At 62.1% G+C, this 26,831-nt stretch carries 23 protein-coding genes and 1 tRNA gene; 21 read left to right on the forward strand and 3 right to left on the reverse strand.

Going from position 1 to position 26,831, the window contains the following annotated elements; all coding sequences use genetic code 11:
• Positions 1–71: 71 nt before the first annotated feature.
• The 16 genes from proB (at position 72) to B9A12_RS06390 (ending at position 16,611) form a co-directional block, all read left to right on the forward strand.
• Complete coding sequence (gene proB / locus B9A12_RS06315; protein ID WP_084057039.1) at positions 72–1,310, forward strand: glutamate 5-kinase; 1,239 nt, start codon at positions 72–74, stop codon at positions 1,308–1,310.
• A 96-nt stretch (positions 1,311–1,406) separates the two neighbouring features.
• Positions 1,407–2,663, forward strand: coding sequence for a glutamate-5-semialdehyde dehydrogenase (locus B9A12_RS06320; protein WP_245802370.1), 1,257 nt, complete (start codon positions 1,407–1,409; stop codon positions 2,661–2,663).
• A gap of 5 nt (positions 2,664–2,668) precedes the next feature.
• Positions 2,669–3,364 carry a nicotinate-nucleotide adenylyltransferase gene (gene nadD / locus B9A12_RS06325; RefSeq protein ID WP_084057040.1) on the forward strand — a complete coding sequence of 232 codons (696 nt, stop codon included), beginning with the start codon at positions 2,669–2,671 and terminating at the stop codon, positions 3,362–3,364.
• 8 nt (positions 3,365–3,372) lie between these two features.
• Positions 3,373–3,777 carry a ribosome silencing factor gene (gene rsfS / locus B9A12_RS06330; protein WP_245802371.1) on the forward strand — a complete coding sequence of 135 codons (405 nt, stop codon included), beginning with the start codon at positions 3,373–3,375 and terminating at the stop codon, positions 3,775–3,777.
• Positions 3,778–4,065: 288 nt separating this feature from the next.
• A complete protein-coding gene (locus B9A12_RS06335; RefSeq protein ID WP_084057041.1) occupies positions 4,066–5,469 on the forward strand; it encodes a M48 family metallopeptidase in 1,404 nt (467 codons plus the stop codon).
• 443 nt (positions 5,470–5,912) lie between these two features.
• The gene (serA, locus tag B9A12_RS06340; protein WP_084057042.1) at positions 5,913–7,496 is read left to right on the forward strand and encodes a phosphoglycerate dehydrogenase; all 1,584 of its coding nucleotides are present in this window, start codon (positions 5,913–5,915) and stop codon (positions 7,494–7,496) included.
• Positions 7,497–7,511: 15 nt separating this feature from the next.
• The gene (locus B9A12_RS06345) at positions 7,512–7,946 is read left to right on the forward strand and encodes a DUF1844 domain-containing protein (protein WP_084057043.1); all 435 of its coding nucleotides are present in this window, start codon (positions 7,512–7,514) and stop codon (positions 7,944–7,946) included.
• 72 nt (positions 7,947–8,018) lie between these two features.
• Positions 8,019–8,954 (forward strand): 4-(cytidine 5'-diphospho)-2-C-methyl-D-erythritol kinase, encoded by a 936-nt coding sequence (gene ispE / locus B9A12_RS06350; RefSeq protein ID WP_084057044.1) that lies wholly within the window; start codon positions 8,019–8,021, stop codon positions 8,952–8,954.
• Positions 8,934–9,008, forward strand: a tRNA-Gln gene (locus B9A12_RS06355). Before ispE ends, B9A12_RS06355 begins: the two co-directional genes overlap by 21 nt.
• A gap of 56 nt (positions 9,009–9,064) precedes the next feature.
• A complete protein-coding gene (locus B9A12_RS06360; protein ID WP_084057045.1) occupies positions 9,065–10,000 on the forward strand; it encodes a ribose-phosphate diphosphokinase in 936 nt (311 codons plus the stop codon).
• 44 nt (positions 10,001–10,044) lie between these two features.
• Positions 10,045–10,686, forward strand: coding sequence for a 50S ribosomal protein L25/general stress protein Ctc (locus tag B9A12_RS06365; protein WP_084057046.1), 642 nt, complete (start codon positions 10,045–10,047; stop codon positions 10,684–10,686).
• Positions 10,687–10,697: 11 nt separating this feature from the next.
• Positions 10,698–11,336, forward strand: coding sequence for an aminoacyl-tRNA hydrolase (gene pth / locus B9A12_RS06370; protein ID WP_245802372.1), 639 nt, complete (start codon positions 10,698–10,700; stop codon positions 11,334–11,336).
• A gap of 55 nt (positions 11,337–11,391) precedes the next feature.
• A complete protein-coding gene (locus tag B9A12_RS06375) occupies positions 11,392–13,386 on the forward strand; it encodes a sodium-translocating pyrophosphatase (protein WP_212636845.1) in 1,995 nt (664 codons plus the stop codon).
• Between the two features lie 256 nt (positions 13,387–13,642).
• On the forward strand, positions 13,643–14,122 hold the full coding sequence (locus tag B9A12_RS06380) for a CarD family transcriptional regulator (RefSeq protein WP_084057049.1): 480 nt from the start codon (positions 13,643–13,645) through the stop codon (positions 14,120–14,122).
• 149 nt (positions 14,123–14,271) lie between these two features.
• Positions 14,272–15,306, forward strand: coding sequence for a PIN/TRAM domain-containing protein (locus tag B9A12_RS06385; protein WP_084057050.1), 1,035 nt, complete (start codon positions 14,272–14,274; stop codon positions 15,304–15,306).
• Between the two features lie 330 nt (positions 15,307–15,636).
• Entirely contained in the window at positions 15,637–16,611 is a 975-nt protein-coding gene (locus tag B9A12_RS06390) for an RluA family pseudouridine synthase (RefSeq protein ID WP_084057051.1), read from the forward strand.
• 50 nt (positions 16,612–16,661) lie between these two features.
• On the opposite strand, the gene recJ is transcribed toward B9A12_RS06390, so the two are convergent.
• Positions 16,662–18,347, reverse strand: coding sequence for a single-stranded-DNA-specific exonuclease RecJ (gene recJ, locus B9A12_RS06395; RefSeq protein ID WP_139796521.1), 1,686 nt, complete (start codon positions 18,345–18,347; stop codon positions 16,662–16,664).
• Between the two features lie 248 nt (positions 18,348–18,595).
• On the opposite strand from recJ, the gene B9A12_RS06400 reads away from it, so the two are divergent.
• The 5 genes from B9A12_RS06400 (at position 18,596) to B9A12_RS06420 (ending at position 21,696) form a co-directional block, all read left to right on the forward strand.
• On the forward strand, positions 18,596–18,820 hold the full coding sequence (locus B9A12_RS06400) for a transcriptional coactivator p15/PC4 family protein (RefSeq protein WP_084057053.1): 225 nt from the start codon (positions 18,596–18,598) through the stop codon (positions 18,818–18,820).
• On the forward strand, positions 18,821–19,363 hold the full coding sequence (locus B9A12_RS06405; RefSeq protein WP_084057054.1) for a hypothetical protein: 543 nt from the start codon (positions 18,821–18,823) through the stop codon (positions 19,361–19,363).
• Positions 19,364–19,509: 146 nt separating this feature from the next.
• Entirely contained in the window at positions 19,510–19,743 is a 234-nt protein-coding gene (locus B9A12_RS06410; protein ID WP_212636846.1) for a DsrE family protein, read from the forward strand.
• A gap of 497 nt (positions 19,744–20,240) precedes the next feature.
• Positions 20,241–20,915 carry an ABC transporter ATP-binding protein gene (locus B9A12_RS06415; protein ID WP_170920394.1) on the forward strand — a complete coding sequence of 225 codons (675 nt, stop codon included), beginning with the start codon at positions 20,241–20,243 and terminating at the stop codon, positions 20,913–20,915.
• A 1-nt stretch (position 20,916) separates the two neighbouring features.
• Entirely contained in the window at positions 20,917–21,696 is a 780-nt protein-coding gene (locus B9A12_RS06420; RefSeq protein ID WP_084057057.1) for an ABC transporter permease, read from the forward strand.
• A 60-nt stretch (positions 21,697–21,756) separates the two neighbouring features.
• Here B9A12_RS06420 and B9A12_RS06425 read toward each other — a convergent pair whose 3' ends face one another.
• Together B9A12_RS06425 and B9A12_RS06430 are read right to left on the reverse strand one after the other, a co-directional pair.
• The gene (locus tag B9A12_RS06425; protein WP_084057058.1) at positions 21,757–23,724 is read right to left on the reverse strand and encodes a chemotaxis protein CheW; all 1,968 of its coding nucleotides are present in this window, start codon (positions 23,722–23,724) and stop codon (positions 21,757–21,759) included.
• A 327-nt stretch (positions 23,725–24,051) separates the two neighbouring features.
• Entirely contained in the window at positions 24,052–26,817 is a 2,766-nt protein-coding gene (locus B9A12_RS06430) for a hybrid sensor histidine kinase/response regulator (RefSeq protein WP_084057059.1), read from the reverse strand.
• Between the last annotated feature and the right edge of the window lie 14 nt (positions 26,818–26,831).

A 26,831-nucleotide genomic window follows, 5' to 3' on the forward strand; every position in this document is an offset into this window, starting at 1 on the left:
TCCCATCCCCCGCGGGGAGAAGGCCAAGACGGCCGCACCGCGGGGTCCCAACAGGCAAGCGTATCGCATCCATGGAACTGGAAATAGAAAAGGTCGCAACCTCTCAGAACACCCTGGATCAAGAGGGAAGCCGCTCGCCGGCGACTATCATCGCCAACGGCGATTCCGTGGATCGCCCGTCCTGGTTCGGGCGATGCCGCCGGGTGGTCTTGAAGGTGGGCAGCGCCGTGCTCACCGGTCCCCGCGGGCTGGATCGCGTCATGATCCACCGGCTGAGCGACCAGGTGGCGGAGCTGCGCCAACGCGGCCATGAGGTGGTCCTGGTCTCATCGGGGGCCGTGGCCTCCGGCATGCGCAAGGTGGGCCTGAAGGAACGCCCCAGAACCATCCCCCAAAAACAGGCCACGGCCGCCATCGGCCAGACCTTTCTCATGCACGCCTGGGAAGAGGCCTTCGACAAGTTCGACATCCTCACGGCCCAGATCCTTCTCACCAATGAGGACCTGGCGCACCGCCACCGCTACCTCAACGCCCGAAACACCCTGGAGACCCTTCTGGACTGGAACATCATCCCCATCATCAACGAAAACGACACGGTGGTGGTGGAAGAGATCAAGTTCGGCGACAACGACCAGCTGTCCGCCCTGATCGCGGGTCTCGTGGGAGCCGACCTGGTGGTGAACCTGACCGACACCCAGGGCCTGTACGACTGCGACCCCCGCTTCCACCGGGATGCGAACCTGATCCGGGTGGTGCGCGGCTTCAGCCCCAAGTTGCTGGCCTGTGCCACCCCGCAACCGGGATCGGTGGGTACCGGCGGTATGTGGAGCAAGGTGAACGCCGCCAAGCGGTGCCTGGCCTCGGGCATCCCCATGGTCATCGCCCCGGGCCGGGAAAAGGACGTGCTGCTGCGCCTCTTCCAGGGCGAGGTTCTGGGCACCCTGTTCCTTCCCAAGGAACGGCTCTACCATGGCAAGAAGGTGTGGTTGGCCAATCTGCCCAAGCCGGCGGGCGACCTGGTGCTGGATCCGGGAGCGGTGCGGGCGTTGCAAAAATCGGGAAAGTCGCTGCTGCCCATCGGGATCCGCCAAGTGCGCGGATCCTTCGGCGTGGGCGCCCCCGTTCGGTGCCTGTCCGAAGACGGCACCCTGGTGGGGGTGGGGCTTACCAACTACAAGGCCTCGGAGATCGACAAGATCAAGGGGCATCACAGCGACGACATCGAAACGCTGATCGGCTACAAGCACTCGGACGAGGTGATTCATCGAAACAACTTCGTTTTGGTGGACCCCCCCGTGAACGGCATGTGACACACCGGGTGCAACACCCGGGCGACACCAGTTCATACCGCGATTCACAGGTCCAGGGTTTCACCTTTTTCACCAACACTTGGAGGAGGAGACACGGTGGGTATCCGGGATGAAATGATCGCCATGGGACAGCGGGCCAAGGCCGCCGCCCACGAGATGGCCAAGGCCGACATGGAGACCAAGCGGACCTTCCTGGAGCGCACGGCCGAACGGATCCTGGAGCAAAAGGATCGCATCGCGGCCGAAAACGCCAAGGACATCCAGGCGGCGGAGGCCAAGGGGCTGCCCAAGGCCAAGGTGGACCGGCTGCGCCTGAGCGACAAGGTGCTGCGCGAAATGACCGACGGCCTCCGGCAGGTGGCCGCCCTCTCCGATCCCGTGGGACAGATCACCGGTATGTGGACCCGACCCAACGGGCTTCGAGTGGGCCGTATGCGCATCCCCCTGGGCGTGGTGGGCATCATCTACGAATCCCGACCCAACGTGACCGTGGACGCCGCGGGGCTCTGCATCAAGGCCGGAAACGCCGTGATCCTTCGAGGCGGGTCCGAAGCCATCCATTCCAACCGATGCCTGGCCGCCATCCTCCAGGAATCCTTGAAGGAGACGGGTTTTCCCGAGGCGGCCGTCCAGGTGGTGGGCACCACGGACCGGCAAGCGGTCTTGGAGCTGCTCAAGTTGGAAGAGCACATCGACGTCATGATTCCCCGCGGTGGAGAAGAGCTCATCCGGTTCGTGGCGGAAAACGCCCGTATGCCCGTACTCAAGCACTACAAGGGCGTCTGTCACATCTACGTGGACGAGGCCGCGGACCTGGACATGGCCCAGCAGGTCTGCCTGAACGCCAAGGTGCAGCGCCCGGGCGTGTGCAACGCCATGGAAACCTTGCTGGTGCACAAGAAGATCGCTTCCGCCTTCCTGCCGCCCATGGCCGAGGCCTTCCGTGGCCAGGGGGTGGAACTGCGGGGGTGTCCGGCCACCCGGGATCTGGTACCGGAATGTGTGCCCGCCACGGAAGAGGACTGGAGTGCCGAATACCTGGATCTCATCCTGGCGGTCAAGGTGGTGGAATCCATGGCGGAGGCCATCGAGCACATCACCCGATACGGCTCCGCCCACACGGAAGCCATCCTGACCGAAAACATCGACCGGGCCATGGCGTTTATTCAAGAGGTGCAGTCCAGCCTGGTCCTGGTGAACGCTTCCACCCGGTTCAATGACGGCTACCAACTGGGGCTGGGCGCGGAAATCGGCATTTCCACGTCCCGCCTGCACGCCTTCGGGCCCATGGGGGTTGAGGAACTGACCACCACCAAGTTCATCGCCTTCGGGACCGGGCAACTGCGGACCTAGAGACCATGGGGGATGGAGGGACGCGACGCATCGGGATCCTGGGCGGGACCTTCAATCCGGTCCACCTGGGGCACCTACGCATGGCCGAGGAGGCCCTGGAACTCTTGTCCCTCCATCGATGCCTCTTCATCCCGGCGTGGGTCCCACCCCACAAGCCCGACCAGAAGATCGTGGGCTTCGAACACCGCTGGCGGATGCTGGAACAGGCCATCGCCGGCCATCCTCGCTTCCGTCTCTCCGATGTGGAGCGCCGCCTGCAGGGAAAATCCTATACCCTGAACACTCTGCGCGCCTTGCGGGAAGAACTTCCGCCCGGGCGCGTCCTGATCCTTCTGGTGGGAGCCGACGCCTTCTTCGAGATGCCCTCCTGGTGGCGTTTCCGGGAGATCTTCCGTCTGGCCCAGGTGGCCTTTTTCCAGAGGCCTTCCCAGGTGTGCAGCGACCCCCTGAACTTTCTCAGACACCATCTGAGTCCGGACTACCGTTGGGATGAGCGCACCGGCCACTATGTTTCGGATCGCTTCCAGCCGGTTCGGCCCCTGCAGACCACCCGCCTGGAGATCTCCTCGTCCCAGATTCGAACCCAGGTGGCGCAAGGCAAATCCATTCGATTCCTGGTTCCCGACGCGGTTCTGGATTATATTGAAAGAAAGAGACTCTACTTGCCCACGGGCAACAGCCGTGACCACGAAGGAGGTTGATCGATTCTGTGAAAAGGCCGCTGACCAGCAAACCCAAGATGAGCTCCCTGGAAATGGCCCTGTCCTGTGTTCGGGAAGCCGACGACCGCAAGGCCATGGACCTGGTTCTATTGGACGTCTCCCAACTCACCTCTTTTGCCGATTATTTCATTATCTGCAGCGGGCGCTCCAGCCGTCAGGTCCAGGGCATCGCCGATGCGGTGCGATCCAAGCTTCGGGACCTGGGCGTGCGACCCTACGGTGTGGAAGGCGAGCGGGAAGGCCAATGGGTCCTCCTGGATTACGGGGATGTGATCATGCACATCTTCTACGAGCCGGTGCGCGCCTTCTACGACCTGGAAAGCCTGTGGTCCGACGCCAAGGTGATTCCCCTGGAAGCCCACCGGGGCCTGGGGCCGGACGAGCCGGGCTAGGAGCTTGTCCGACAATGCCGATTTTAGAAGTTTTGGGTATGCTAAGTGTTCGAAATTGCGTTGGCCCCAATGGATGGTTTGACGTTCTCAGACAGCCTCATTGGAACGTGTTTCAAAGGCGCCTGGAGGGTCCCTCGTAAGACCGTCCGGGCGGCGTGAGCAAAGAAGACATGCCCTGTGGAGGCCGGGTTGCGCCACGAAGAAGACGGTCATCCTGAGCCTTTTCGGAAAGCCGCTGAGGAGGCTGTGTGAAAAGATCAGCCACTGCCGTCAAAGAGTCTTGAACCCATGGAACGAAAAGCTCCCCTCCTTGTAGTGTGCTTGCTGGTGCTTTCGCTTTTTCTGGGATCCCCGTCCGCCTGGGGTTTGGATCTGAAGGAAGAAAAGGAATTGGGGCGGGAAATCCTCAAGACGATCCGCCAGCACTACCGCCTCATCAACGACCAAGAGGTGGCCGGCTACGTGCAATCCGTGGGGCAACGGGTGGTGAAAAGCCTGGGGGCCACCCATTACGACTACCGCTTTTTCGTCATCGACGACGGCACCCCCAATGCCTTCGCCATTCCCGGGGGCTATGTGTTCCTGTTTCGAGGGATCATCGAACTCATGGATTCGGAAGCCGAACTGGCCAGTATCATCTGCCACGAGGTGGCCCACGTGCAGGCGCGCCACGTCAAAAAAATGTTGGAAAAGGGGCGTGTACTCAACATCGCCGCCATGGCGGGAGCCCTTGCGGGAGCGTTCTTGGGACTGCAAGGCGACGCCGCCCAGGCCATCGCCGTGGGGAGCATGGCCGGTGCCAAGTCACTGGCGCTCAAATTCAGCCGGGAAAACGAAGAGGAGGCGGACCGATTGGGATTCAGATACCTGTGCGCTGCAGGCTACGACCCGTACGCCATGGTCTCCATCATGCGCAAGATGAACCGGATGGGCTGGCAAAGCGACTCCCGGATCCCCTCCTATCTGCGCACCCACCCCGCCCTGGGAGAACGGTTGGGGTACCTGGAGCTTCTGGCCCAGAACGCCGCCACCTCCCATGCGACCTGCACCGTCCGGGATCCCATGGGGGATTTCCCACTGGTGCAGGCCGTACTCATGAGCCGCCATACGGATCCGGCGGTGGCCCGGGACCGCTTCCGGGCGTGGCTCCATGATGACACCCACCGGGTGGGGGCCGCCTATGGCCTGGGCCGCCTGGCCTTGGACAAGGGCGAGGTGAAAGAGGCCTTGGGCTATCTACGCCGGGCGGCGGCCTGGAAGCCGGACAGCGTCCTTATCCTCAGCGCCCTGGGCGACGTGTACCACAAGATGGGACGCCTGGACGAGGCCACGAAAGCCCTGGAAGAGGCGCTCAAACGGGAACCCGACTCGCCGGTGGCGCACCTTCGCCTGGGACTGGTCCTCCAGGACCAAGGCCGCTGGCAGCAGGCCCTGCAGCACCTGAAAAAGGCCGAAAGCCTGGCCCCTTACAATCCCCTCCTGGACTACCACCTGGGCATCCTTTACGGGCGCATCGACCAACTGGGCGACGCCCACTACTTCCTGGGCCGCTACTATCAACGAACGGGCAACCGCAAGCTCGCCGCCTTCCATTACGAAAAGGCCCGCTCCCACCTGCCGGAATCCGACCCCCGGCAGAAGAAAATCGACGACGCCCTCAAAGGACCCCACAAGAAAGAGCGTCCCGGCTGATCCCAGCCGTCTGGAAAGGGACGCCCCCGGCCCTGCCGACGCCCACCCTTGTCCGCCGCATTCCCGGCAAGGCCCGGATTCCAGGGGCCTGCTCGAAAGACGGGGGATGAACGCATGTCTCGTGGCGCAGCCCGTTGGGGTTGGGCAAGGACCCCCGGCCGTGGCATGGGCCATCGCGGACGGCCCGCCCTTCATGGGGTTCGGAGACCACGGGATGGCCCGGCCCGTTTGGACGCGATCCGCCTTTGTCTTTTCGCAGCCATGAAGGCCCACGCCACGAAAAAGGGGGCGTTTCTCCCGCTGTCTCACCAACTTCCAGGGGGTATGGTCCGGATACCGCTTGACGATTTCCAAAACCCGGTGCTAGTGATCTTGCCAATGTGAAGAGAAAAGACGTGTTTTGCCACAATCGTCCTCAATAACCGGGGGAAGTGGAGGGACCCATGAAGGTTTTGGTCAGCGACACCTTGGCCGAATCGGGGATAGAAAAGCTGCGGGCCATCCCCGACTTGGAGGTGGAGGTCAACACCAGCCTCACTCATGAAGAGCTCTGCCAGGCCATCAAGGAATACGACGCCCTGGTGATCCGAAGCGCCACCAAGGTCACCCGGGAAGTCTTGGAAAATGCCGATCGGCTCAAGGTAGTGGCCCGCGCCGGGATCGGCCTAGACAACGTGGACATCGACGCCGCCACCAAGCGGGGCATCGTGGTGATGAACACCCCCGAGGGGAACGTGATCACCACCGCCGAACACACCATCGCCATGCTCATGGCGCTGAGTCGAAACATCCCCCAGGCCACCCAGTCCATGAAAGCGGGCAAATGGGAAAAGAAGAAGTTCCGGGGCAAGGAGGTCTTCAACAAGACCCTGGGCATCATCGGCATCGGTCGCATCGGCCGTGTGGTGGCGGATCGCGCCAAGGGACTCAAGATGAACGTGATCGCCTTCGACCCCTACATCGGGCCGGAGGCCATCAACAAACTGGGCGTTGAGGCGGTCACCTTCGACGAGCTGCTGGCCCGGGCCGATTACATCACCGTGCACACCCCCATGACCCAGGAGACCCGCGACCTGATCAACAAGGACGCCTTTCAAAAGATGAAACGCGGGGTCTTCGTCCTCAATTGCGCCCGAGGTGGCATCGTCAACGAGCAGGACCTCTACCAGGCCATCGAGGAAGGGATCGTGGCGGGCGCCGCCCTGGACGTCTTCGTGGAAGAACCCCCCAAGGACAACCCGCTGCTGGCCCTGGACAAGGTCATCTCCACCCCCCACCTGGGCGCCTCCACGGACGAAGCCCAGGAGAATGTGGCCCTGGCCGTGGCGGACCAGGTGATCGACTACCTGCTCCACGGAACCATCCGAAACGCGGTGAACGCGCCGGCCATCGACGGCGAAGTCCTGGCCACTCTGTGGCCCTATCTGCAGTTGGCCGAGAAACTGGGAAGCCTGGTGCAGCAGATCACTCCGGGGGCCCCGGAAGAGATCTCGGTGGAATACGTGGGAGAGGTCTGCAGCGCCAAGGACCTGAAACCCCTCACCATCTCGGTACTCAAAGGCATCCTCACCCCCATGCTGGGAGACCAGGTCAACTTCGTCAACGCACCGGTGCACGCCAAGGAGCGGGGCATTCGGGTCACGGAAAGCACGCGCGAGGAGGCGGAGGACTTCACCAACCTCATCAGCATCTACATGAAGACCTCCAAGGACGAAAACCTGGTGGCCGGCACCCTGTTCGGCAAGAAGGATGTGCGGCTGGTCCGCATCAACGACTTTCGTCTGGAGGCCGCCTTGGAAGGCCACCTGGTGCTCATCTACAACATCGACACCCCGGGAACCATCGGGGCCATCGGCACTTGCCTGGGACGCCACGACATCAACATCTCCATGATGGACGTGGGGCAGGTCCTGGAACGGGGCCAGAACATCATCCTGTTGCGTACGGACACCCCGGTCACCGACAACGTGATCCAGGAAGTGCTTGCGCTGGAAAACGTCAACATCGTTCAGAAACTGGAGCTTTAAGGGCGAGGAAGCAAGATGGAAGAGCAGGAAAAGAAGGGCTTTGTGGTTCGCGATCGTCGCAAGGTTTCCTTGGACGGCCTGGATGACGACGGCAAAAAAGAAGAGGCCCAGGAAGAAAAGTCGTCCCAGGCGTCGGCACAGCAGGCACCCCGGGACGCCGCCGGGGAGGGATCCTCCCAGGCCGCCTCCGAGGCGCACCGCTATCCGGAAGTGACCTTTTCCACCTTTGTCTTTTCTCTCAGCTCTTCCGCTCTGGTGCACCTGGGAGAGGTGCCCGACCCTGCCACCAACAAGGTGGAAAAGGACTTGAGCCTGGCCAAACAGATCATCGACACCCTGGCCATGTTGGAGGAGAAGACCCGGGGCAACCTGGAACGCGACGAGCAACAACTTCTCCAGACGGTCCTCTACGATCTGCGGCTCCGTTTCGTCAAACAGAGCACCAGTTGAGAAATCCCCGCCTTGGCCGGGTCGACCACTCAGGACTCGGCCCGGCCGAGGCACAAGGAAACGAGCCGGCAGATGAAGATGCGGACGGAACGGGCAAGGGACGTGCCGGCGCTCCAGGTCGTCCACACACCGGCCAAGATCAACCTCTGGCTGGAGGTCCTGGCCAAGCGGCCGGACGGATACCACGACCTGTCCAGCCTCATGCTTCCCGTGGCCCTCTACGACACCCTGGAAGTGCAGATCGATCCCGGCGATACCCAAACCCGCCTGGAAGTGAATATGCCCGGGGTCCCAACGGACGAGAGGAACCTGGTCTGGAGGGCGGCCCAAGCGTACTTCCAAAGAACCAGCCGGCCGGTGGGCCTTCGGGTTCGGCTCACCAAGCGGATCCCATGGGCTGCCGGCCTGGGCGGGGGCAGTTCCGACGCCGCCGCCATTCTTTCTGTTCTCAACCAGTGCGCACTCGATCCCCTGTCGCCCGAAGAACTGCTCGGGGTGGCCGCCACTGTGGGCGCCGACGTGCCCTTCTTCCTTCTGAGACGCCCGGCTCTGGCCACCGGCATCGGGGAAACACTGGAACCCGTGGACGATCTCCCCTCCTATCCGTTGGTGCTCATCAAGCCGCCGGTGGACGTTTCCACTGCCTGGGCCTATGGGAGATTAAAGTTGACAAGGGGGGGGAGCCGAATTAGAATCGCCACGCTGTTGGCTTGTCCCCGCAACCCGGCGCCATGCCTGGAAAATGACCTGGAAAAGGAGGTCGTTTCCCGGCACCCGGTGATCGAGGGTATCAAGCGCTGGCTGCTGCAAAACGGGGCCGTAGGGGCGCTCATGAGTGGAAGCGGCCCTACGGTTTTTGGCGTCTTTGAGGCGTGGGAACAGGCCCAGGCCGTCGAAAGTCTGGCAAAGAGAGACCGGCCCGAGTGGTGGAGTGCCGCGGTCGTTACGCTGACGGGCCGCGAAGGGGTCGAATCCGCGCATGAGAGTTGGGGTGTCGCCAAGGGGTAAGGCACGGGTCTTTGGAACCCGCACTCGGAGGTTCGAATCCTCCCACCCCAGCCAACGCCAGGGGCCTTGGGGCCGGGCGGTTTCGACGGAAGACGGGGTCGGGACGGCGCATGCTTGATCGCATCAGGATATTCGCAGGTTCGTCCAACCCGACACTGGCGCAAGACATTTGCCGCTGCATGGGTCTGTCGCTGGGCTCATGCTTGCTGTCGCGATTCTCCGATGGGGAGATTCGCGTGGAGATCCATGAGAACGTTCGGGGAGCCGACGCGTATGTGGTTCAATCCACCTGTCGACCCGTGAACGAAAACCTCATGGAGCTCCTGCTTCTGGTGGATGCGCTCAAACGGGCTTCGGCGGCTCGGGTGACCGCCGTCATTCCCTACTACGGCTATGCACGGCGCGACCAGAAGAACAAGCCCCGCGTGCCCATCACGGCCAAGATGGTGGCCAATCTGCTCACGGCCGCCGGGGTGGACCGGATCATATCGTGCTCCTTGCACGCCGGCCAGATCCAGGGCTTTTTCAAGGTGCCCGTGGACGATATCCCCGGCGAATGGATTTTCGCCGACGAACTGGCCAAGGTGCTGACCGGGCGTGAAGTGATTGTGGCCCCTGACGCCGCGGGGGTGGCCCGGGCTCGGATTGTGGCGGAAAGATTCCAACTGCCTTTGGCCATCATCCACCAGGAAGCCGAAACGAGTTGGAGCCGGCCGGTGGTGGTGGGCGAGGTGCGAGGGCGTCCGGTGGTGATCTTCGATGACATGGTGGTCACCGGACGCAAGCTGTGCCGAGCCGCCCGGGCGGCTTGGGAAGAAGGGGCCGTGGAGGTGGTGGGTTTTTGTGTTCACCCGGTTCTGTCGGAGGGGGCCTTGGAGCGCATCGGCGCCTCCCCGCTGCGGCGGGTCGTGGTCACAGACACCATCCCGCTCCGCAGCCGTGGGACCGGCGACATCAAGATGGAAACCGTGACGGTGGCGCCCATTCTGGCACGGGTCATCGAAAAGGCCCACGAGGGGGCCTCGGTAAGTGAGCTCTTCACCTGAACGCACGGGTTTAGGTGTTTTATTCATTGGGAGGCGAAAACAAAATGAGTGTTGAACTGACAGCGAAAGTGCGAACCGAAACCGGTAAGGGCCCCGCGCGGCGCCTGCGCCAGCAAAACTGGATCCCCGCCATCTGCTACGGCCCCAAGGCGGAGCCCTTGGCTCTGAGCGTCCCCGAGAACCTTCTGGCCAAATGCCTTCGGGAAATGGGCGAAGAGTCCCGTCTGATCCCGCTCGTGGTGGACCATGACGGAAAGACGGAACGCAAGCAGGTCATGATCCGCGAGCTGCAGCTGCATCCTTACAAGCACAAGGTGATCCACCTGGACTTCCACGAGGTGCCCCTGGATGAACCCATCGCCGTGGATGTGCCCCTGGAGCTCATGGGTGAACCCGTGGGGGTGGAAAAGGGCGGCATGCTGAACCAAATCCGCCATACCTTGTCCATCCGCTGCCTGCCCACCGAGATTCCGGAAAAACTCACGCTGGACGTGAGCGGGCTGGATGTGGGAGAATCGATTCACATCTCCGATCTGGAAGATAAGTATCCCTTCGAGCTGCTGGACGAAGGGCGTTACACCGTGGTGACAGTGGCCGCTCCCGCCGGCGAAGCAGCCGAGGAAGCAGCCGAAGAAGGTGCTGAACTGGAGTCAACTGAAGGTGGAGAGGAGGTGACAGAGGCTTAGGTTGTAGGGGGTTGTCCCCGCCAACTGCCATGAGTCACGAGACGCTTCCACAGACCACCACGTTCCTGATTGCTGGGCTGGGAAACCCGGGGCCCCGATACGCACAGACCCGCCACAACGTGGGATTCTGTGTGATCGATCAGCTGGCCGAGCGGTTTTCCATCCCCATGCAGGACCGGAAATTCCCGGCACACTGGGGGGAGGGCCGCATCGGGGGCCGCAAGGTGGTCCTGGTCAAGCCCATGACCTTCATGAACCGCAGCGGCGATGCGGTCGGTGCCCTGTTCCGGTACTACCGGCTCCGCCCCCAGGCCCTCCTGGTGGTGCACGACGACCTGGACCTGCCCCTGGGGCGCATCCGGATCGCACGCCGAGGAGGAGCCGGAGGACACAGGGGGGTGGCTTCCATCATCCAGGCTGTGGGCGGCGGCGATTTTGCCCGCCTGAAGCTCGGCATCGGAAGGCCCCTTTACGGAGAGCCGGTGGAAGCCTATGTGCTCGACGGGTTCTATTCCGACCAGCTCCCGGCAGTGAAGGAGATGGTGGATCGGGCGGCAATCGCGGCCTTGGCGGTGCTGGAAGAAGGGCTGGAGGCGGCCATGAACCGTTTCAATCGGCGCCAAAAGCCGGCGGATCAACCCGAGGGCTGACTTTTTTTTGGGGTGTCAAGTTAAAATTTGCACAAGGTGAAGGAGGATGGGAGCGATGCTCGAGTACACGACCTATGCACCGATTTTTGGTGTTGCCGGCTTTTTCCTGGCGTTCTTGATCTATTCCTGGGTCAAGAAGCAGCCCAACGGCAACGAGAGGATTCAGGAACTTGAAGAAATGATTCACGCGGGGGCCATGGCCTTCTTGAAGACCGAATATTCGGTCCTTCTGATCTTCATCGCCATCGTTTTCGGTCTGCTTTTCGTCGGAATCAATCCCCAAACGGCTTACTGCTTCCTGGGCGGCGCGGCCTGCTCCATCCTGGCCGGCTTCACCGGCATGAGCTCCGCCACCCGCGCCAATTCCCGCACGTCCTGGGCCGCCAACCAGTGGGGCCAGGCCAAAGCCCTGACCGTTTCCTACTTCGGCGGCGCCGTCATGGGCCTGGCCGTGGCCAGCCTGGGTCTGCTGGGCGTGGGCATCGCCTACTACCTGTTCGGCGGTAACGTTGAAACGGCCAATTACATCAACGGCTTCGCCATGGGCGCCAGCTCCATCGCTCTCTTTGCTCGTATGGGCGGCGGCATCTACACCAAGGCGGCCGACGTGGGCGCCGACCTGGTGGGCAAGGTGGAAGCGGGCATCCCGGAAGACGACCCGCGCAACCCCGGCGTCATCGCTGACAACGTGGGTGACAATGTGGGCGACATCGCCGGTATGGGCGCCGACATCTTCGAATCCTATGTGGGCTCCATCATCGCCACCATCGCCATCGCGGCCACCATGCCCAAGGACCTGCTCCACGGCGCCGACCGGATGGCCTACATGGCCATGCCGCTTTTGACCGTTATGGTCGGCCTGCTCGCCTCCTTTTTGGGTGTGTTCAGCCTGAAGGCCATGGCCGGAATGGCTCCCCAGAAGGCCCTGCGCTACACCACCTTTGTGGCCGCCGGCGCCTTCGTGGCCCTGACCTACTACCTGACCAGTCAGCTGGGCCTGCCCGTGGGCGTCTTCTGGGCCGTGCTCTCCGGTCTGGTCGTGGGCATCGTGATCGGTCTTCTGGCCGAGTACTACACCTCCATGGGACCGATCCGCAAGATCGCCGCCCAATCTGAAACCGGTGCTGCGACCGTCATCATCAGCGGTCTGGCCGTGGGTATGGAAAGTGTGGCCCTGCCGGTGCTCGGCATCTGCGTGGCCACCTACATCGCTTATGTGACGGCCGGCATCTACGGCATCGGTATCTCCGCCGTGGGTATGCTCGCCACCGTCGGCGCCACCATGACCGTGGACGCCTACGGTCCCATCGCCGACAACGCCGGTGGTATCTCCGAGATGGCCGAACTGGGTCCTGAAACCCGCGCCATCACCGACAGCCTGGACGCCCTGGGCAACACCACGGCCGCCATCGGCAAGGGCTTCGCCATCGGCGCCGCCGCCCTGACCGCCGTGGCCCTCTTCCAGGCCTACGCCCAGGCGGCTCAGCTGGAAACCATCAATATCACCGATCCCTACGTGATCATCGGTGCTTTTGTGGGCGCCATCGTGCCCTTCCTGGTGGCGGCCCTCACCATGACCGCCGTGGGTGACGCGGCCTTCGACATGGTGGAAGAAATCCGCCGTCAGTTCCGCGAAATCCCGGGCCTCATGGAAGGCAAGGCCAAGCCCGATCCGGCCCGCTGCGTGTCCATCGCCACCAAGGGCGCCATCCGCAAGATGATCCTCCCCGGTCTTGTGGGCGTATCCGCTCCGGTTCTGGTGGGATTCCTGGTGGGTTCCCATGCCCTGGGCGGCCTGCTGCTGGGCTGCACCCTCACCGGTGCTATGCTGGCCCTTTTCATGGCCAACGGTGGCGGCGCGTGGGATAACGCCAAGAAGTACATCGAGGAAGGTCACTTCGGCGGCAAGGGCTCCGACAATCACAAAGCGGCCGTTGTGGGCGACACCGTGGGCGATCCGTTCAAGGATACCTCCGGTCCGACCATGAACATCCTGATCAAGCTGGTGTCCGTCATCTCGCTGGTGATCGCCCCGTTGCTCATCGGCTAAACGGATCCCTGCCGTTCCCAACAGGGGGCCCCTCCCGTCACGGGGGGAGCCCCCTTTCCCTTTAAGAACCTGCCGGGTCTTTCGTCCTTTTATCGCTTTGCACCCAGTCCGGGAAATGTTATTATTATTGACATTCTAAGGCCCTATGGGATTCCAGCGGCAGGGTGTCTGCCGACGTTTCATGGGCGCGTCGGTCCGTATGCATACGTCCCGGCGGGGTCCTGGCTGATTCCCGTATGAGGACAGGGAGGTCAAGATGTTCAAGGTTGGGGACCTGGCGGTCTATCCCGCCCACGGCGTGGGCAAGATCGAAGCCATCGAATCCAAGACCATCGGCGGGGATTCGCAAGACTTTTACATCATGCGGATCCTGGAAAACGACATGAAGATCATGATTCCGGTCCAGAATGCGGACACTGTGGGCCTGCGCCCGCTGATCCAGTCCGAAGACGTGCCCAAGGTCTACGGGATCCTTCAAAGCCGGGAGATTTCGGTCAACTCGGCCACGTGGAACCGCCGCTATCGCGAGTACATGGAAAAGATCAAGACCGGCTCCATCTATGAATTGGCTGAAGTCTTGAGGGATCTGACCGTCTTGCAGGTGGACAAGGAATTGAGTTTCGGCGAACGTAAGATGTTGGAAACCGCTCGATCGCTGCTCATCACCGAGGTGGCGATCGCCAAGGGGATGGACGAAGACCAGGTTTCCCAAGAAATCGACAGCATCCTTCAATAGTTCTCTCGGCGGCGAAAAGAATGCAACGCACGTCCCGCCGCCCCATGAGGGGACCTCAAGTACTCGCCTGGGATCATGGGAAGAGGCCCAGGGAGCTTTCCTGCGCCGGTCCTTGCCCGCAAGGCCCGGGTATTCCATGAAGAAAGGAGGTGAAGCGTTTGGCTTGGGCCGGAATTGTAACCAAGATTCTTCTCGTCATCGTTTGCAGCGTGGGCGGCTATCTCATCGCCGGCCAAATCCAGCAACTCAGCACCCTGACCTGGGCGCCCTGGGCCGGGGTGGGCATCGGCTTTTCCTTTGCACTCATCGCCATTTGGCTTGTTAAATTCATCCGCCGGATTCCTCTCAAAGTCTTGATCGGTGGAACCCTGGGGCTTCTCATGGGTTTGCTGATCGCCCGGCTCATCAGCTATGGCTTAATCAGCGTGGAAAACACCACCATCCGGGTGGCCACCTACGTGGTACTGGTTTGCATTTTCGGCTATGTGGGCATGGTCCTGGGCAGCATCAAGATCGAAGAGATGGGCTGGCCCAGCTGGAGTTGGCTCCAGCGGGGGGGCACCAAGGGTGGGTCCCTGAAGATCCTGGACACCAGCGTCATCATCGACGGACGCATCGTGGACATCGTCCAGGCCGGCTTCCTGGAGGGAGTGCTGGTGGTGCCGGAATTCGTGCTCCAGGAGCTGCAACACATCGCGGACAGCGCCGATTCGTCGCGCCGCGTGCGCGGCCGTCGCGGCCTGGACATGCTCAAGAAACTCCAGGAAAGCGACCAGACGGAGGTGCGCATCGAGCGCCAGGACTTCAGCAACCTGCAGGAGGTGGACGCCAAGCTGGTGGCCTTGGCTCTGCGGTTGAACGCATCCATTGTCACCAACGACTACAACCTGTCCAAGGTGGCGGAAGTTCAAGGGATCCGAGTGCTCAACATCAACCAACTGGCCAACGCTCTGCGCCCCGTGGTCCTTCCGGGGGAGGTCCTGCGGCTCCACATCCTCAAGGAAGGAAAAGAGCACGGCCAGGGCATCGCCTACCTGGAAGACGGCACCATGGTGGTGGTGGAAAACGCCGCCAAGCTCCTGGGCCAGGAGGTGGAAGCGTCGGTTACCAGTATCCTCCAGACCACGGGAGGGCGGATGATCTTCACCACGCTCAAATCCCCGGAGCAGAACCACCGCCACTGAGACGCTGATCGAGAACGCCCGGGTTGCTCCCTTTTTGTGCGGACGGAAGGCTGGCCTTGAGGGAGTCGGGGCAGGTTACGAATCCGCCCCGACGAGGCTTTCTGACAACAAAAAAAGCGCCCGTGGGCAGTGACAGCGAGCCCGCCTTTTTCTCCACGTGCTTGGAGGCGGGCGGCGTGGCGGCGAAAAAGCCGGCCACCCCTCCCCGGACACAGGCAGGGGAATCTGTCTCCAGACGGTCAGATGGACATTCTCATCTCCGCTCGTCGCCTTGAAACCGCATGAAAGGCGCCTGTGCTTGGGAAGGGGGAGCTTGGAAGGAACGGGACGTTGAACCAGGAAAGAATCTACCGGGTCCAGGCGCAGGAAGCGGGACAGCGCCTGGACCTTTTTTTGGCCTCCAAGGACGAGGAAAGGTCCCGAAGCCAGTTCAAGAAATGGATCGAGGCGGGCCGGGTGCAGGTGAACGCCCGAACGGTCAAACCCCGATACCTGGTCCAGGCCGGGGACGAAGTGCTCCTTCGCGTGCCGCAGCCCCAAGGCCCGGAGATCACTCCCGAGCCCATCCCCTTGGACATACTCTACGAAGACGAGCACATCCTCGTGGTCAACAAGGCGCCGGGCGTGGTGGTCCATCCGGGGGCGGGCCACGCTTCGGGCACGCTGGTTCACGGTCTCCTGAACCACTGCTCCCGGCTGGCCAGCCAAGGCAGTCCGCTTCGGCCCGGCATCGTGCACCGGTTGGACCGGGAAACATCCGGGGTGCTGTTGGTGGCCAAATCGGACCCGGCCTACCTGCGGCTCATCGAGCTGTTCAAGGAGCACCGGGTGCGCAAACGCTACCTGGCTTGGGTCTATGGACGGCCCCGGCCGGAAAAGGGAGAGATTCGCACCCTGATCGGCCGTCATCCCAAGGACCGCAAACGGATGGCCGTGGTGGATCGAAACGGCAAGGAAGCGGTCACCCAATGGCGCGTCGTCACGTCTTGGCACGACCAGGTGAGCCTGCTGGAGGTGCGGATCCTGACCGGCCGCACCCACCAGATCCGCGTTCATTGCCACTACCTGGGCCACCCCTTGCTGGGTGATCCCACCTACGGCGGAGGTCGGCGCAGGGCGCGCTCCTTGGCCCATCCACGGATCCGACACCTTGTGCTCACACAGGTTCAGCGCACCCTGCTTCACGCCCATCGGCTGGAACTGGAGCACCCCATCTCCGGCATCCCCATGGCCTGGGAGGCGCCGGAACCGGAAGATTTCCTCTCCCTGCGCCAGGCCTTGGAAGCCGTGATCCGTCATCCGTGATCTCCGGATGCCGGGAAAAGGAAAAGGGGATGGACACGCGTCTTTCGGCGTTACTGCGATGGAACGACCGAAAGGCCTTCGGGGAAGAGATCGATGAGGGTGAGGCGGGGCCGATTTCGGTAGTCGTCCCAGTCGATTCGAAAGACCGCATCCATGGGTCCAGAATGGCCCTTCAGGTGCCTGGCCCAAGAATCCGCCCCGTTCCAAAAGACGGCGGGAACGCCGTGGCCGGCGATTTGAAACGAAAGGTGTGCGCGGTTACGCCCGAAGGTACGCACGCCTTCCAGCACCACATCCCGCGCCCAGAAGACGGGAGCAGGGTTGTCCATGCCGTGGGGCTCCAGCGCACTCAATTGCGCGTAGAGTTCTTCACCCACCAGATCCAGGTCCAGCTCCAGATCGATCCGGCCCTTGGGCACGAAAAGATCCGCGGCGGCCTCCCGCGCCACCTCCTCAAAACGCTGCGCGAACCGCTCCACCTGGTGGGCTTCCACGGTCACCCCGGCCGCCATCTTGTGGCCGCCCCACTGGACCAGGAAGTCCCTGCACCGGCTCAAGGCACGGTGCACGTCGTAGCCGGGAACGCTGCGCACGGAGCCCTTGTAAACCCTCGCTTCCGGCGTATCCGCACCCAAAAGCGCCACGGGCCCGTAGAGCATCTCCTGCTGCACCTTGGTGGCCACGATCCCCACCAGCCCCGGATTCCAGGACGGGTCGGCCAGAACAAGAGTGCGCCGGTCCGCCGTCTGAATGCGCGTGCGAACGTCTTGTAGAATCCGGGCCACGCCCTTCTGACGCTCGGAATTGATTCGGTCCAGTTGTTCGGCCAGGAGTTGGGCCGTGGTCGGCTCTTGCGCCGTCAGCAGCTGGAACGCCTGCACAGGATCCCCCATGCGGCCGGCGGCGTTGATCCGAGGGGCCATGGAATAGGCCACATCCCCGGCCTTCACGACGCGGCCCTGCAAGCCGGCCACCCTTTGAAGGTGTGTTAAGGGCATGTGGGCCTCTGCGTTTAGAGCCTTCAGTCCCGCCGCCACCAGGATGCGGTTGCCCTCGGTCAAGGGAACCATGTCGGCGATGGTTCCCAGCGCCGCCAGGCTCAGGTAACGCCCGTCCAGAGGTACGTGTCCGTGGGACCCGTTGAGGGCATGACGCAGCCGGGTCAGGAAGAGCAGGGTCAGTCCGGCCGAGCAGAATTCTTTGAAGGACGAGGGACAGTCGGGATGCTTGGGATTGACCAGGACGGTGGCCGGGGCCAGGTGGTCGGGCACCACTTCGTGGTGGTCGATGATAAGGACATCCATGCCCTTTTGACGGGCCGCCGCCACGGCATCACGGTCCAGGGTGCCGCAGTCCACAGCCACCAGCAAACCGCAGTCCGAAGCCTCTTGGATGGCGCGGTCCGGTACGCCGTAGCCTTCGGCCCGGGTGGGAAGGATGACCCGGCGGTTGGCGTGACCGATGTCACGGAGGAAAAGATCCAGCTGCGCGGCCGACGTGATGCCGTCGCAATCGTAGTCGCCCACCACCAGGATGCCGCTGCCCCCCACGATGTGCCGGGCCATGAGCTCAGCCGCCTGGTCCATGCCGCGAAACGAAAGGTAAGCCTGCAGCAAGGACAAGTCGGAGCGCAGAAAGGTGTTCGCTTCCAGCCCCCGGGACCGCAACACCAGTTCCAGAACATCCTGGACCGTGCGGGGCTTTTCCCAACAACCCAGTGTCCACTGTCTCCGCATGGAACCCACCTGATGGCATCCTTCCAGCCGCCGACGCCACGGCCGCGGGCAAGACCGGTCCCGACCCGACGGCTGCTTCCAGATCAAAAGAGTATGGATTGTAGCAGGTCGCCGTGCGCTTGTCAGCCACCCTTTGGCGGGTTCGCGGGCGGGAAACCGGGGAGCACCTTTTTCATGAAAATGATTGACAACAAGGGACTGAAACTATTTGTTGGATAAAAAATCTGCTCAAAGGAGATGACGTTCCCATGGCCGACAATCGCCTGATTCACGCGTTTGCCAAAAACGCTTTGGAAGAAATCCGCGTATCCATCAACATCTTTCGAGGCAAGGAATACATCGACATCCGCACCTACTACAAAGGGGACGATGGGGAGTATCACCCGTCCAAGAAAGGCGTGACCATGTCCCCGGAGCTCCTGCCCGACCTGGTGGAAGCCGTCCAAAAGCTTGAGGAAGCCCTCGAGGAATAGATGCCCGAAACCACTTCCTCCAGAACCCAGTTCACCTGGTGCACCAAGGAAGAACGCTTTCTGCCCGTATCGCGCTGTCTGGTGTGTAAAACGCCATGTGACGAGACACGCCGGCGGGGGGATATGGGGGCAGCGGCGGACGCCCTGGTGGAAGCAGGACGCATCAAGGAGTATTTCGTCATGACGGCCAAAGCACGATCCCAAGAAAAGTCCGCGGAAAGCTCCCCCCGATTCTTCTTTCTGGAAAACGGTACGCTTCGGGAACTCCAGGACGATCAATACAGCCGCACCACGGTCTATGAGGCCGTTGGGAGCTACGGCGTGGAGCGGCGTTTTGTGCGACCGGAAGAAAAGAACAACATTCTCTACGAGGGCAAAAAGCCCCCGAAAAAGACCGTTCCCCTTCTGGTCCTGAAGGAAAACGACGAAGTGGTCCTTTCCGACTGGAAAGAACTGGAGGCCGAGCCGGAAAGGTTGGCGGCCGTAAAGGAAGTGGTGGTGACCCGGCCGGTCAAGCAGGTCTTCGTCCTCAAGGCGCTCTGATACGCTGCCGCTTCATCGGCCTTGCCGATAGGCAAAAGCCCCCTCCATCGGTCTTTTCACTTGATTGGACAGGACACCCGTCGTAGAATTTTGGCAGGTCACATGTCATGCCTTATGATCTGTCCCATCCAACAAGGAGGCAAGCGATGGCCAATTTTCTCTTTGTCTTGAGCCGCGACGAGAACGACGCGGCCACCCGTTGCTTTCAGTTCGCCAAGATCGCCCATTCCCAGGGCCACAAGGTGGATGTTTTTCTCATTGATTCGGGGGTGCTCTGGGCGGACAAAACGCGCGACACCACCGTCAAGACCACCACCGGAGACTCCGTGAGCGACTACCTGCCCTATCTGGTGGAAAACGAAATCCCCATTTACGTGTGAATTCCGTGCGCCAAGGCCCGTCAGGTGGACGAGGCCAAATTTCATCCCAACATGGCCCTGGAGGGAGGCCCGCTGCTCATCAGCCTGGCCGCAGAGGCGAAGGTCTTCAACTTCTAGGAGCTTGTCCGAAAAGGGCCTTTCGGGAGGTTTCTAACTAGTTGAAATTCCACTGGCCCCGTTGTGCTTATTGAATTCTTAGACAGCTTTGTAGGGGCGGGTTCAAAACCCGCCCCTATCGCTTAAAGCCCAGGCCAGCCGCACGGCGCCGCCTGGCCGTTCCAAACCGTCCGGTGCGCACGAAGACGAGCCAACCCGTCCATCCTCGGGGAGGCTCCCAGGAGAGCCGGCACCGGCGGTGTCCATCCTTTTCGCCCCGACCCCCTTCGTTGAGCCATTCCATCTGGGTGGCGCTAGGCAAAGGCCTTGCGCTATTTTGGATGGTGTGTGATTTTCGGCCCGCCGGTTGGCACCGGGAACGAACCCTGGGAGGGGGAATCTTGTCAGAACCCGTTCTACGCTGCGATCATCTTTCCCATACCCTGCCTGACGGGCGCTCCCTGTTTCGGGATGTGTGCCTGGAAATCCACCGGGGTGCCTGGATCCAGATCGCAGGCCCTTCCGGGTGCGGCAAAACCACCTTACTGAGGATGCTGGTGGCCCTCCAACGCCCCCAGTCGGGCGCCATCTTCTGGAACGGCACCCCCCTGGATCAGGTGCCCGGCCCTCTCCTGCGATCCCGCGTGGTGTATGTGGCCCAAAGCCCGTCCCCGGTATCCGAATCGGTGGAACGCCATCTGACCCGTCCTTTCCACTTCCGGCTGCACCGCCATCGCCGGCCTCCGACCCGGGAACAAATGCGCCTTATGTTGGATAAGCTGGGCCTGGAAGACGTGCCTTGGGATCGGGGCGTGGACGACTTGTCCGCCGGTCAGCGCCACCGCCTGGCCCTTCTGCGCGCCCTGCTCCTCACCCCCCAGGTGCTCTTACTGGACGAGCCCATGGCCCCCCTGGACCGGGGAAGCCAGGCCAAGGTGGAGGATCTCCTGGAGGAGGTCCGCTGGGAAAACGGGACGAGCATGGTGTTGGTGAGTCATCAGGAACCCGTACGCAAGGCCCCCGACACGGTGTTTCATCTGGAAGCCGGTCGGCTGGAGCCCCGCCAGAGGAAATGACATGGACCCAGGCCTTTTGAAGATCAGCAACCTGCAACTGGCGGCCGCGTTGGGATTTGTGCTGTTGGGCGGGCTAACCTCGCTCGTCCACGGCCTGCGTCTGGAAAAGGATCTCCTGTGGGGCACCGTGCGCACGTTCGCCCAGCTTTTCGCCATGGGCTACGTGCTGACTGTGATCTTCCGGGTTCAGCACCCGGAGCCCGTCCTGGCTTTCTTTGTCTTCATGATTGCATCGGCCGCCTGGATCATCCGCAGCCGGGTGTCGGAGCGGGCCGTCTCCTTCTTTCTGCCCACGCTGTGTTCCATGCTGGTGAGTTATCTCATCATCGCCTACGTGGTCACGGCCGTGGTGGTGGGGGTGGACCCCTGGTGGCGCCCCCAGTACTTCCTTCCCTTGGGGGGCATGGTGATCGGAAATTCCATGAACGCCGTGGCCATCGCGCTGGAACGCCTGTTCGGCGAGTTGCGCAGCCGCCGGGCTCAGGTGGAGGCGCTTCTCTGCCTTGGGGCCGATTGCCGGGAAGCCAGTGGGGACATGGTCCGCATGGCCGTAAAAGCGGGCATGATCCCTTCCATCAACGCCATGATGGGAGTGGGAATCGTCTTTATCCCCGGGATGATGACGGGACAGATTCTGGCCGGAGCGGATCCCTTGGTGGCCATCCGCTATCAGATCGTCGTGATGCTCATGCTGGTGGGCTCCACCACCCTGGCCACGCTGCTGGTGGTCTGGCTGGTCCGCCGACGGTGCTTCGGCCCCAAGCACGAACTGCTTCTTTGAGCGGGGAGGTTCCCGGGCCCATCCCCTGCTCCCGATCGTTGTGACGCCGAGTCTGGCCGGTCAGGCCGCATCCCGCCGGCCCCCCGTTCCGGCGGCAGCCTGGGCTTCCGCTTGGGAAAAGAGCCGGTGCACATTCAGCAAAATGCGCACGGCGTCTTCCTCTTTCGCCATGCCGGCGATGTATTCCAGGGGGGCACCCAGCCCGTAGGCCGGCGCATCTTCGATCTGATCCGCCTTGATGTTTTCCACGTGGGAAACGCTGTCCACCACGATCCCCACGAGCAAGGCCCGGTCCCTTTCGGGGACTTCCAGGATGATGATGCAGGTCCGATCATGGTAGGCCAGTTCCGGAAGGCCGAACTTGAGACGCAGATCAATCACCGGGATGACCTGCCCCCTCAGGTTCACAACGCCCTTGAGCGACGGGGGTGTTTCCGGCATCGACCGGATGGGCATCATGCCCACGATTTCCTTGACCGACAACACATCCACTCCGTAGTCCTGATCCATGAGGCGAAAGATCAGGTACTGTCCTTCCCGGTCCAGGTTCGCCTTACTGGAAGGGGACGCCTGGGTTTCCAGGGCTTCCACCTTTTCCCGGGCGAAGGCGGCCGCATCGCGGAGGATGGAGCGACGAACGGTTCCTCCCGCCTCACGACAAGCCTTCTCGGCGAAGCGAAGATCGAGCAGCCGGTTCAGGTCCACCCGCGTACCCAAACCCATGCGATCCACCATGTAGTCCTGAATCTTGGCGAAGTCTTCGGGCACCGGCATCAGGTCGTCGGTCTTGACCCCCAGGGGGTCGGTGAGCACGTTTTTGACGATGGCCTTCTTGAGCCCCAATGTGCCTTGGGGATCCAGGAACTCCACACCGATCTCCGCAGCGGTTTCCGGATTGGCGCTTATGAACTTGCCCGCCTGGACCAGCAAGCGCACCAGCTCCTGCACCGCCTCGGGATGCTGCTCGATGATCTCATCGCGCATGGCGACCACGCAACAGGGGTGGTTTTCCCAGATCTCGCCCGACAGGAAGAGCTCGTCGGCGATGCCGCCGGCAATCGCCTTGGTTCCGATGGGCTCGGCCACCATGAATCCCCCGGCCCCCTCCTGGCTGGACAAGAATTCCGGCATGCGCACCGGGGGCGCCACCTCGTAGATCACATCGCAGGCCTTGTCGTCGGCGGTGCCGGGACGGAGTCCCAGGCCTGTGAGGAACATGTGGGACAGGATGTGATGGATGGACAGTTCATGGGGGATATAGAAGGTCTTTCCCTTGAGCAGGGCCTTGACCGGCTGCCCCGGGACCTTCTTGTGAACGGCGATGCTGCCGTTCTTGTGGGCCAGGAGCACGATGCGAAGGGGCACTCCGTAGCTGAAAAGATCCATGGCGATGGGGCCCAAGATGAAGGCGGCGTCGATTTCGCCGTCGGCCAGGGCCTTTTGGACGGGATTCCAGCTGGACATACACAGGGTCTGTAACTCGAAGTGGCGGGGCGTCTCCTTGCCGCTTTCCATGAAATGCTTGAGAACACCCAGGGTGAGGTGATCGGTGATCTGGATATGGGCGACCTTCAGGTGCAATTTGCCGGACGGGGCCATCTCCGGCTGGCGCATCTGAGAAGCGGCTTGGCCCTTCAGGGTCTTTCCCGAAAGGGTGTCGTCCAAAACGGCCTGGAGTTCCTGGGGAGCGAAGGGCTTGGTGATCACGTTCTGGGCCCCGGCCTCCGCCGCTTCCATCCGCTCCTTCATCTGGGCCCGCCCCGTGGCCATGATGAAGGGAAGGTCTCGATAGGCCTCCTGAGAGCGCAGGTAACGCACCAGCTCAAGCCCCCCCATGCCGGGCATGTTCCAGTCGCTGATCACCAGGCTCACCTGGGGGTTTTGCTCCAGCACCTGGATAGCCTTTTGCCCATCGTCCGCCTCCAGGATCTGGTGGTAGCCAAGAGAGTTGAGAACCTTGATCTCCATCTTCCGCGTGATGGCGGAATCTTCCACCAGCAGGATCACCATTTCCTGAGATTGTGTCATGGCCGCTTCCCTGACTTTTCGTGTGTGATCAGTCCATCCCGCGGGCCCGCTGGCGAACGCGCCGCGACCCGTCCGATCCACCCATTGGGCTCCGAGAGCCCTGGCAAGCCGTCAGGAACACAGGGCGGGGGGTGGCGGTGCGTGGAAAGCGGCGAGCACGAACGGGTTGTATTTTCAACCTCTTGCGCCTTCTACTTTTACCGCTCACCCATCCATGCCTCCCTGTCACAGCCTGCCATCATGATCGTTTCTGACCATCGGAATCTTTGGGAAAAAACTTGAAAAAAAACCGGGCGCGAAGGCCCGGCCCGGTAAGGCTGTGTTGCCTCATTTTCCCAGTACGTCCGACAGCTTACGGCTCAATTGGGAGATGGTGAAAGGCTTGGAAAGGAAGGCAGGACCTCCGGGTCCGTGATCGTTGGCCGCCTCGATCTCTTCCGGATATCCGGACATGTAGATGACCTTGAGATCCGGCCAGCGTTTTTTCAGGACGTTGTACAGGTCTTTGCCGTTCATTTCCGGAAGCACCATGTCGGTAAGAAGCAGCAGGGGAGGCGTGCGAAGGGCCTCGCTTCTTTGCAGGGCATGGGGCGGCGACGCCGCCTCCAGAACGTGATAGCCCAACGACTGGAGCATGGAAAAGGCCAATTCACGCACCATGTCGTCGTCTTCCACCAACAGGATCGTCTCCCCCTTGCCGTGCACCATCGAGCAGCTGTCGGTCCCCTCCGGGCCTGTGCAGGCTGTGCTCCCCGCCAGTTGCGGCAGGTAGATCTCGAAGGCGCTTCCCATTCCGGGCAAGGACGTGGCCAGGATCCGCCCCTGGTGCTGCTCCACAATGCCGTACACGGTGGAAAGGCCCAAGCCGGTTCCCTTGCCTTCGCCCTTGGTGGTGAAGAAGGGCTCGAAGATGCGTTCCAGCGTCCTTTTGTCCATACCCGTACCGGTATCAGCCACGGTCAACACCGCATAACGGCCCGGGGCCAGGCCAGTCACGGGGATTTCCGCTTCGTCCAAAAAGTTCCGGGATTTGAGCTCAATGGCCAACGTTCCCCCGGAAGGCATGGCGTCCTGGGCGTTGACCGCCAGGTTCATGAGTACCTGCTCCATCTGTCCCAGATCGGCTTGGACCACCACCGGTTCCTCAGGCAGGCTCAGGCGAATCTGGATATCTTCGCGGACCGCTCGCCGCAACAGGTCATGAAAATGCTGCACGGAGGCCTTCAAGTCCACCGGGCGCATCTCCAGGACCTGACGCCGACTGAAGGCGAGCAGTTGCCCGGTGAGCGATTTGGCCTTCAGAGCGGCATCCCGCACGGAACGCGCATAGGACTTCCAGGGGCCTTCCCCTTCAAGGGAGGCAAGGATCATCTCGGCATAGCCCAGGATGGGAGTGAGCAGGTTATTGAAATCATGCGCAATACCTCCCGCCAACCGCCCCACCGATTCCATCTTCTGGGCCTGGCGCAACTGCTCTTCCAGGGCCCGCCTTTCCCGTTCGGCCTGCAGCCGCTCGCGGATATCCCGGGCACTGATGTAGAGAACGCGATGGCCGTCCAAATCCAGGGAACGGGCACTGATCTCCACGGGCACGGGGTCGCCGGTCCGATTCAGGAGGGTCACCTGAGCAAAAATGGAATCCCCGGTGGTCCCCGCCTCCATGTCTCGGGCCCATTGCGCAAAATCCAGATGTCCTCCCCACACGTGCTCCCACGGCGCACCGATCAATTCGCCCCTGGAGATTCCCAGGAGCTTGGACGCCGCCTGATTGGCATCCATGATGGAACCCTCGTCCTGGTCCACCACGAAAAGGGCGTCTGCCGCCACATCAAACAGGGTACGGTACTGCCTGCGGGACTCTGCCAGGCGCTGGCGGGTCTCAACCCGGCCCAAGGCGTTGCCCAATTGCGCGGCCACGCTTTCCAGAAAATGGCGGGTTTCTTCCGGGATCTCCGCGCAGGAACGGGACCCCATGATGAGGCAGCCCACCCACTGGCGATCGTAGCTCAGGGGAACGACGGCAACGGCTTGCAGGCCGCCCGCCCCCCCATTCCCCGATCTCGGGAGATTCAGCTTCCCGCAGTCTATGTAATGGGGGGTGCCCGGGCTGGCCAGACGGTAGAGCTCCGACGCCTCGTCCAAGGTTCCCATGGACGCAATCCATTCCTCGGGCAGGCCCACCTGGTGGAAGAGGCTCAGGCGCTCGTTCTGGGCGTCCCAAAGATAGGCCGCTCCACAATCCATCCCGGTGGCTCGAACCACGGCCTCCACCACCCAACCGAGCACATCGTCCACACGGGTGATGTTGGCCAAGGCGGCCCCAAGCCAGCTTTGAAGGAGAAGCTTTTCCTGGCTCAGTTTGAGCTGGGTGATGTCGGTATGGGTGCCGATCATGAGAAGGGCCTTGCCGTTCGGATCGCGCCGGACCGCCTTGCCGCGTGCCAGGATCCATTTCCAGCCGCCCTGCTTGGTGCGCATGCGGAATTCCACGGAAAAATGCGGAACTTCATTGTCGATACACCGCCGATTGGCCTCCAGGGCACGCTCCCGATCCTCCGGGTGCACATGATCGATCCAGGCGGTCACCACGTCACCGAATTCCCCCACGTCGTATCCCAGCATCCGGGCATAGGCGGGGCTGTAATAGACCTTGCCCGTGGGCACGTCCCACTCCCAGATGCCGTCCCGGGCGGCCCCCATGGCCGATCGGAAGCGCTCTTCGCTGCGGGAAAGGGCATCCTCGGTCTTCTTCTTTTCCGTGATGTCCGAAACGATGTGGACAATGCCGGTCAGTCGTCCTTGCCGATCCAACAAAGGATGGGAATCGGCCAGGAACCACCGATCGCCCACCTGGATCTCAGCGCGTTCCCGCCTCAAGGACGACCTGGCGCGAACGGTGGGGCACTTTCCTGTGGGATCTTGAATCTTGTGAATCACCTGCCAGCAGGGCCGCCCCAGGATCTCCTCTTCCCGGACACCGAACATCTCCTGGGTGGCCCGGTTGCACGAAACGATGCGCCCTTCCGGATCCAGAATCATGACGGCATCCTGGATCGCATGGAAGGCCACATCCCAATGGCTCTCTTGGCCCATAACCGTTCCTCCTC

Source organism: Desulfacinum hydrothermale DSM 13146, assembly GCF_900176285.1.
GTDB lineage: Bacteria > Desulfobacterota > Syntrophobacteria > Syntrophobacterales > DSM-9756 > Desulfacinum > Desulfacinum hydrothermale.

Bases quoted from the DNA above. Each gene is read 5' to 3' on its own strand.
- B9A12_RS06400 (WP_084057053.1), top strand. From the start codon at position 18,596: ATGGCCGACAATCGCCTGATTCACGCGTTTGCCAAAAACGCTTTGGAA.
- B9A12_RS06365 (WP_084057046.1), top strand. From the start codon at position 10,045: ATGAGTGTTGAACTGACAGCGAAAGTGCGAACCGAAACCGGTAAGGGC.
- B9A12_RS06360 (WP_084057045.1), top strand. From the start codon at position 9,065: ATGCTTGATCGCATCAGGATATTCGCAGGTTCGTCCAACCCGACACTG.
- B9A12_RS06430 (WP_084057059.1), bottom strand. From the start codon at position 26,817: ATGGGCCAAGAGAGCCATTGGGATGTGGCCTTCCATGCGATCCAGGAT.
- ispE (WP_084057044.1), top strand. From the start codon at position 8,019: ATGAAGATGCGGACGGAACGGGCAAGGGACGTGCCGGCGCTCCAGGTC.
- recJ (WP_139796521.1), bottom strand. From the start codon at position 18,347: ATGCGGAGACAGTGGACACTGGGTTGTTGGGAAAAGCCCCGCACGGTC.
- serA (WP_084057042.1), top strand. From the start codon at position 5,913: ATGAAGGTTTTGGTCAGCGACACCTTGGCCGAATCGGGGATAGAAAAG.
- B9A12_RS06380 (WP_084057049.1), top strand. From the start codon at position 13,643: ATGTTCAAGGTTGGGGACCTGGCGGTCTATCCCGCCCACGGCGTGGGC.
- B9A12_RS06375 (WP_212636845.1), top strand. From the start codon at position 11,392: ATGCTCGAGTACACGACCTATGCACCGATTTTTGGTGTTGCCGGCTTT.
- proB (WP_084057039.1), top strand. From the start codon at position 72: ATGGAACTGGAAATAGAAAAGGTCGCAACCTCTCAGAACACCCTGGAT.
- B9A12_RS06345 (WP_084057043.1), top strand. From the start codon at position 7,512: ATGGAAGAGCAGGAAAAGAAGGGCTTTGTGGTTCGCGATCGTCGCAAG.
- B9A12_RS06425 (WP_084057058.1), bottom strand. From the start codon at position 23,724: ATGACACAATCTCAGGAAATGGTGATCCTGCTGGTGGAAGATTCCGCC.
- B9A12_RS06335 (WP_084057041.1), top strand. From the start codon at position 4,066: ATGGAACGAAAAGCTCCCCTCCTTGTAGTGTGCTTGCTGGTGCTTTCG.
- nadD (WP_084057040.1), top strand. From the start codon at position 2,669: ATGGGGGATGGAGGGACGCGACGCATCGGGATCCTGGGCGGGACCTTC.
- B9A12_RS06410 (WP_212636846.1), top strand. From the start codon at position 19,510: ATGGCCAATTTTCTCTTTGTCTTGAGCCGCGACGAGAACGACGCGGCC.
- B9A12_RS06420 (WP_084057057.1), top strand. From the start codon at position 20,917: ATGGACCCAGGCCTTTTGAAGATCAGCAACCTGCAACTGGCGGCCGCG.
- B9A12_RS06405 (WP_084057054.1), top strand. From the start codon at position 18,821: ATGCCCGAAACCACTTCCTCCAGAACCCAGTTCACCTGGTGCACCAAG.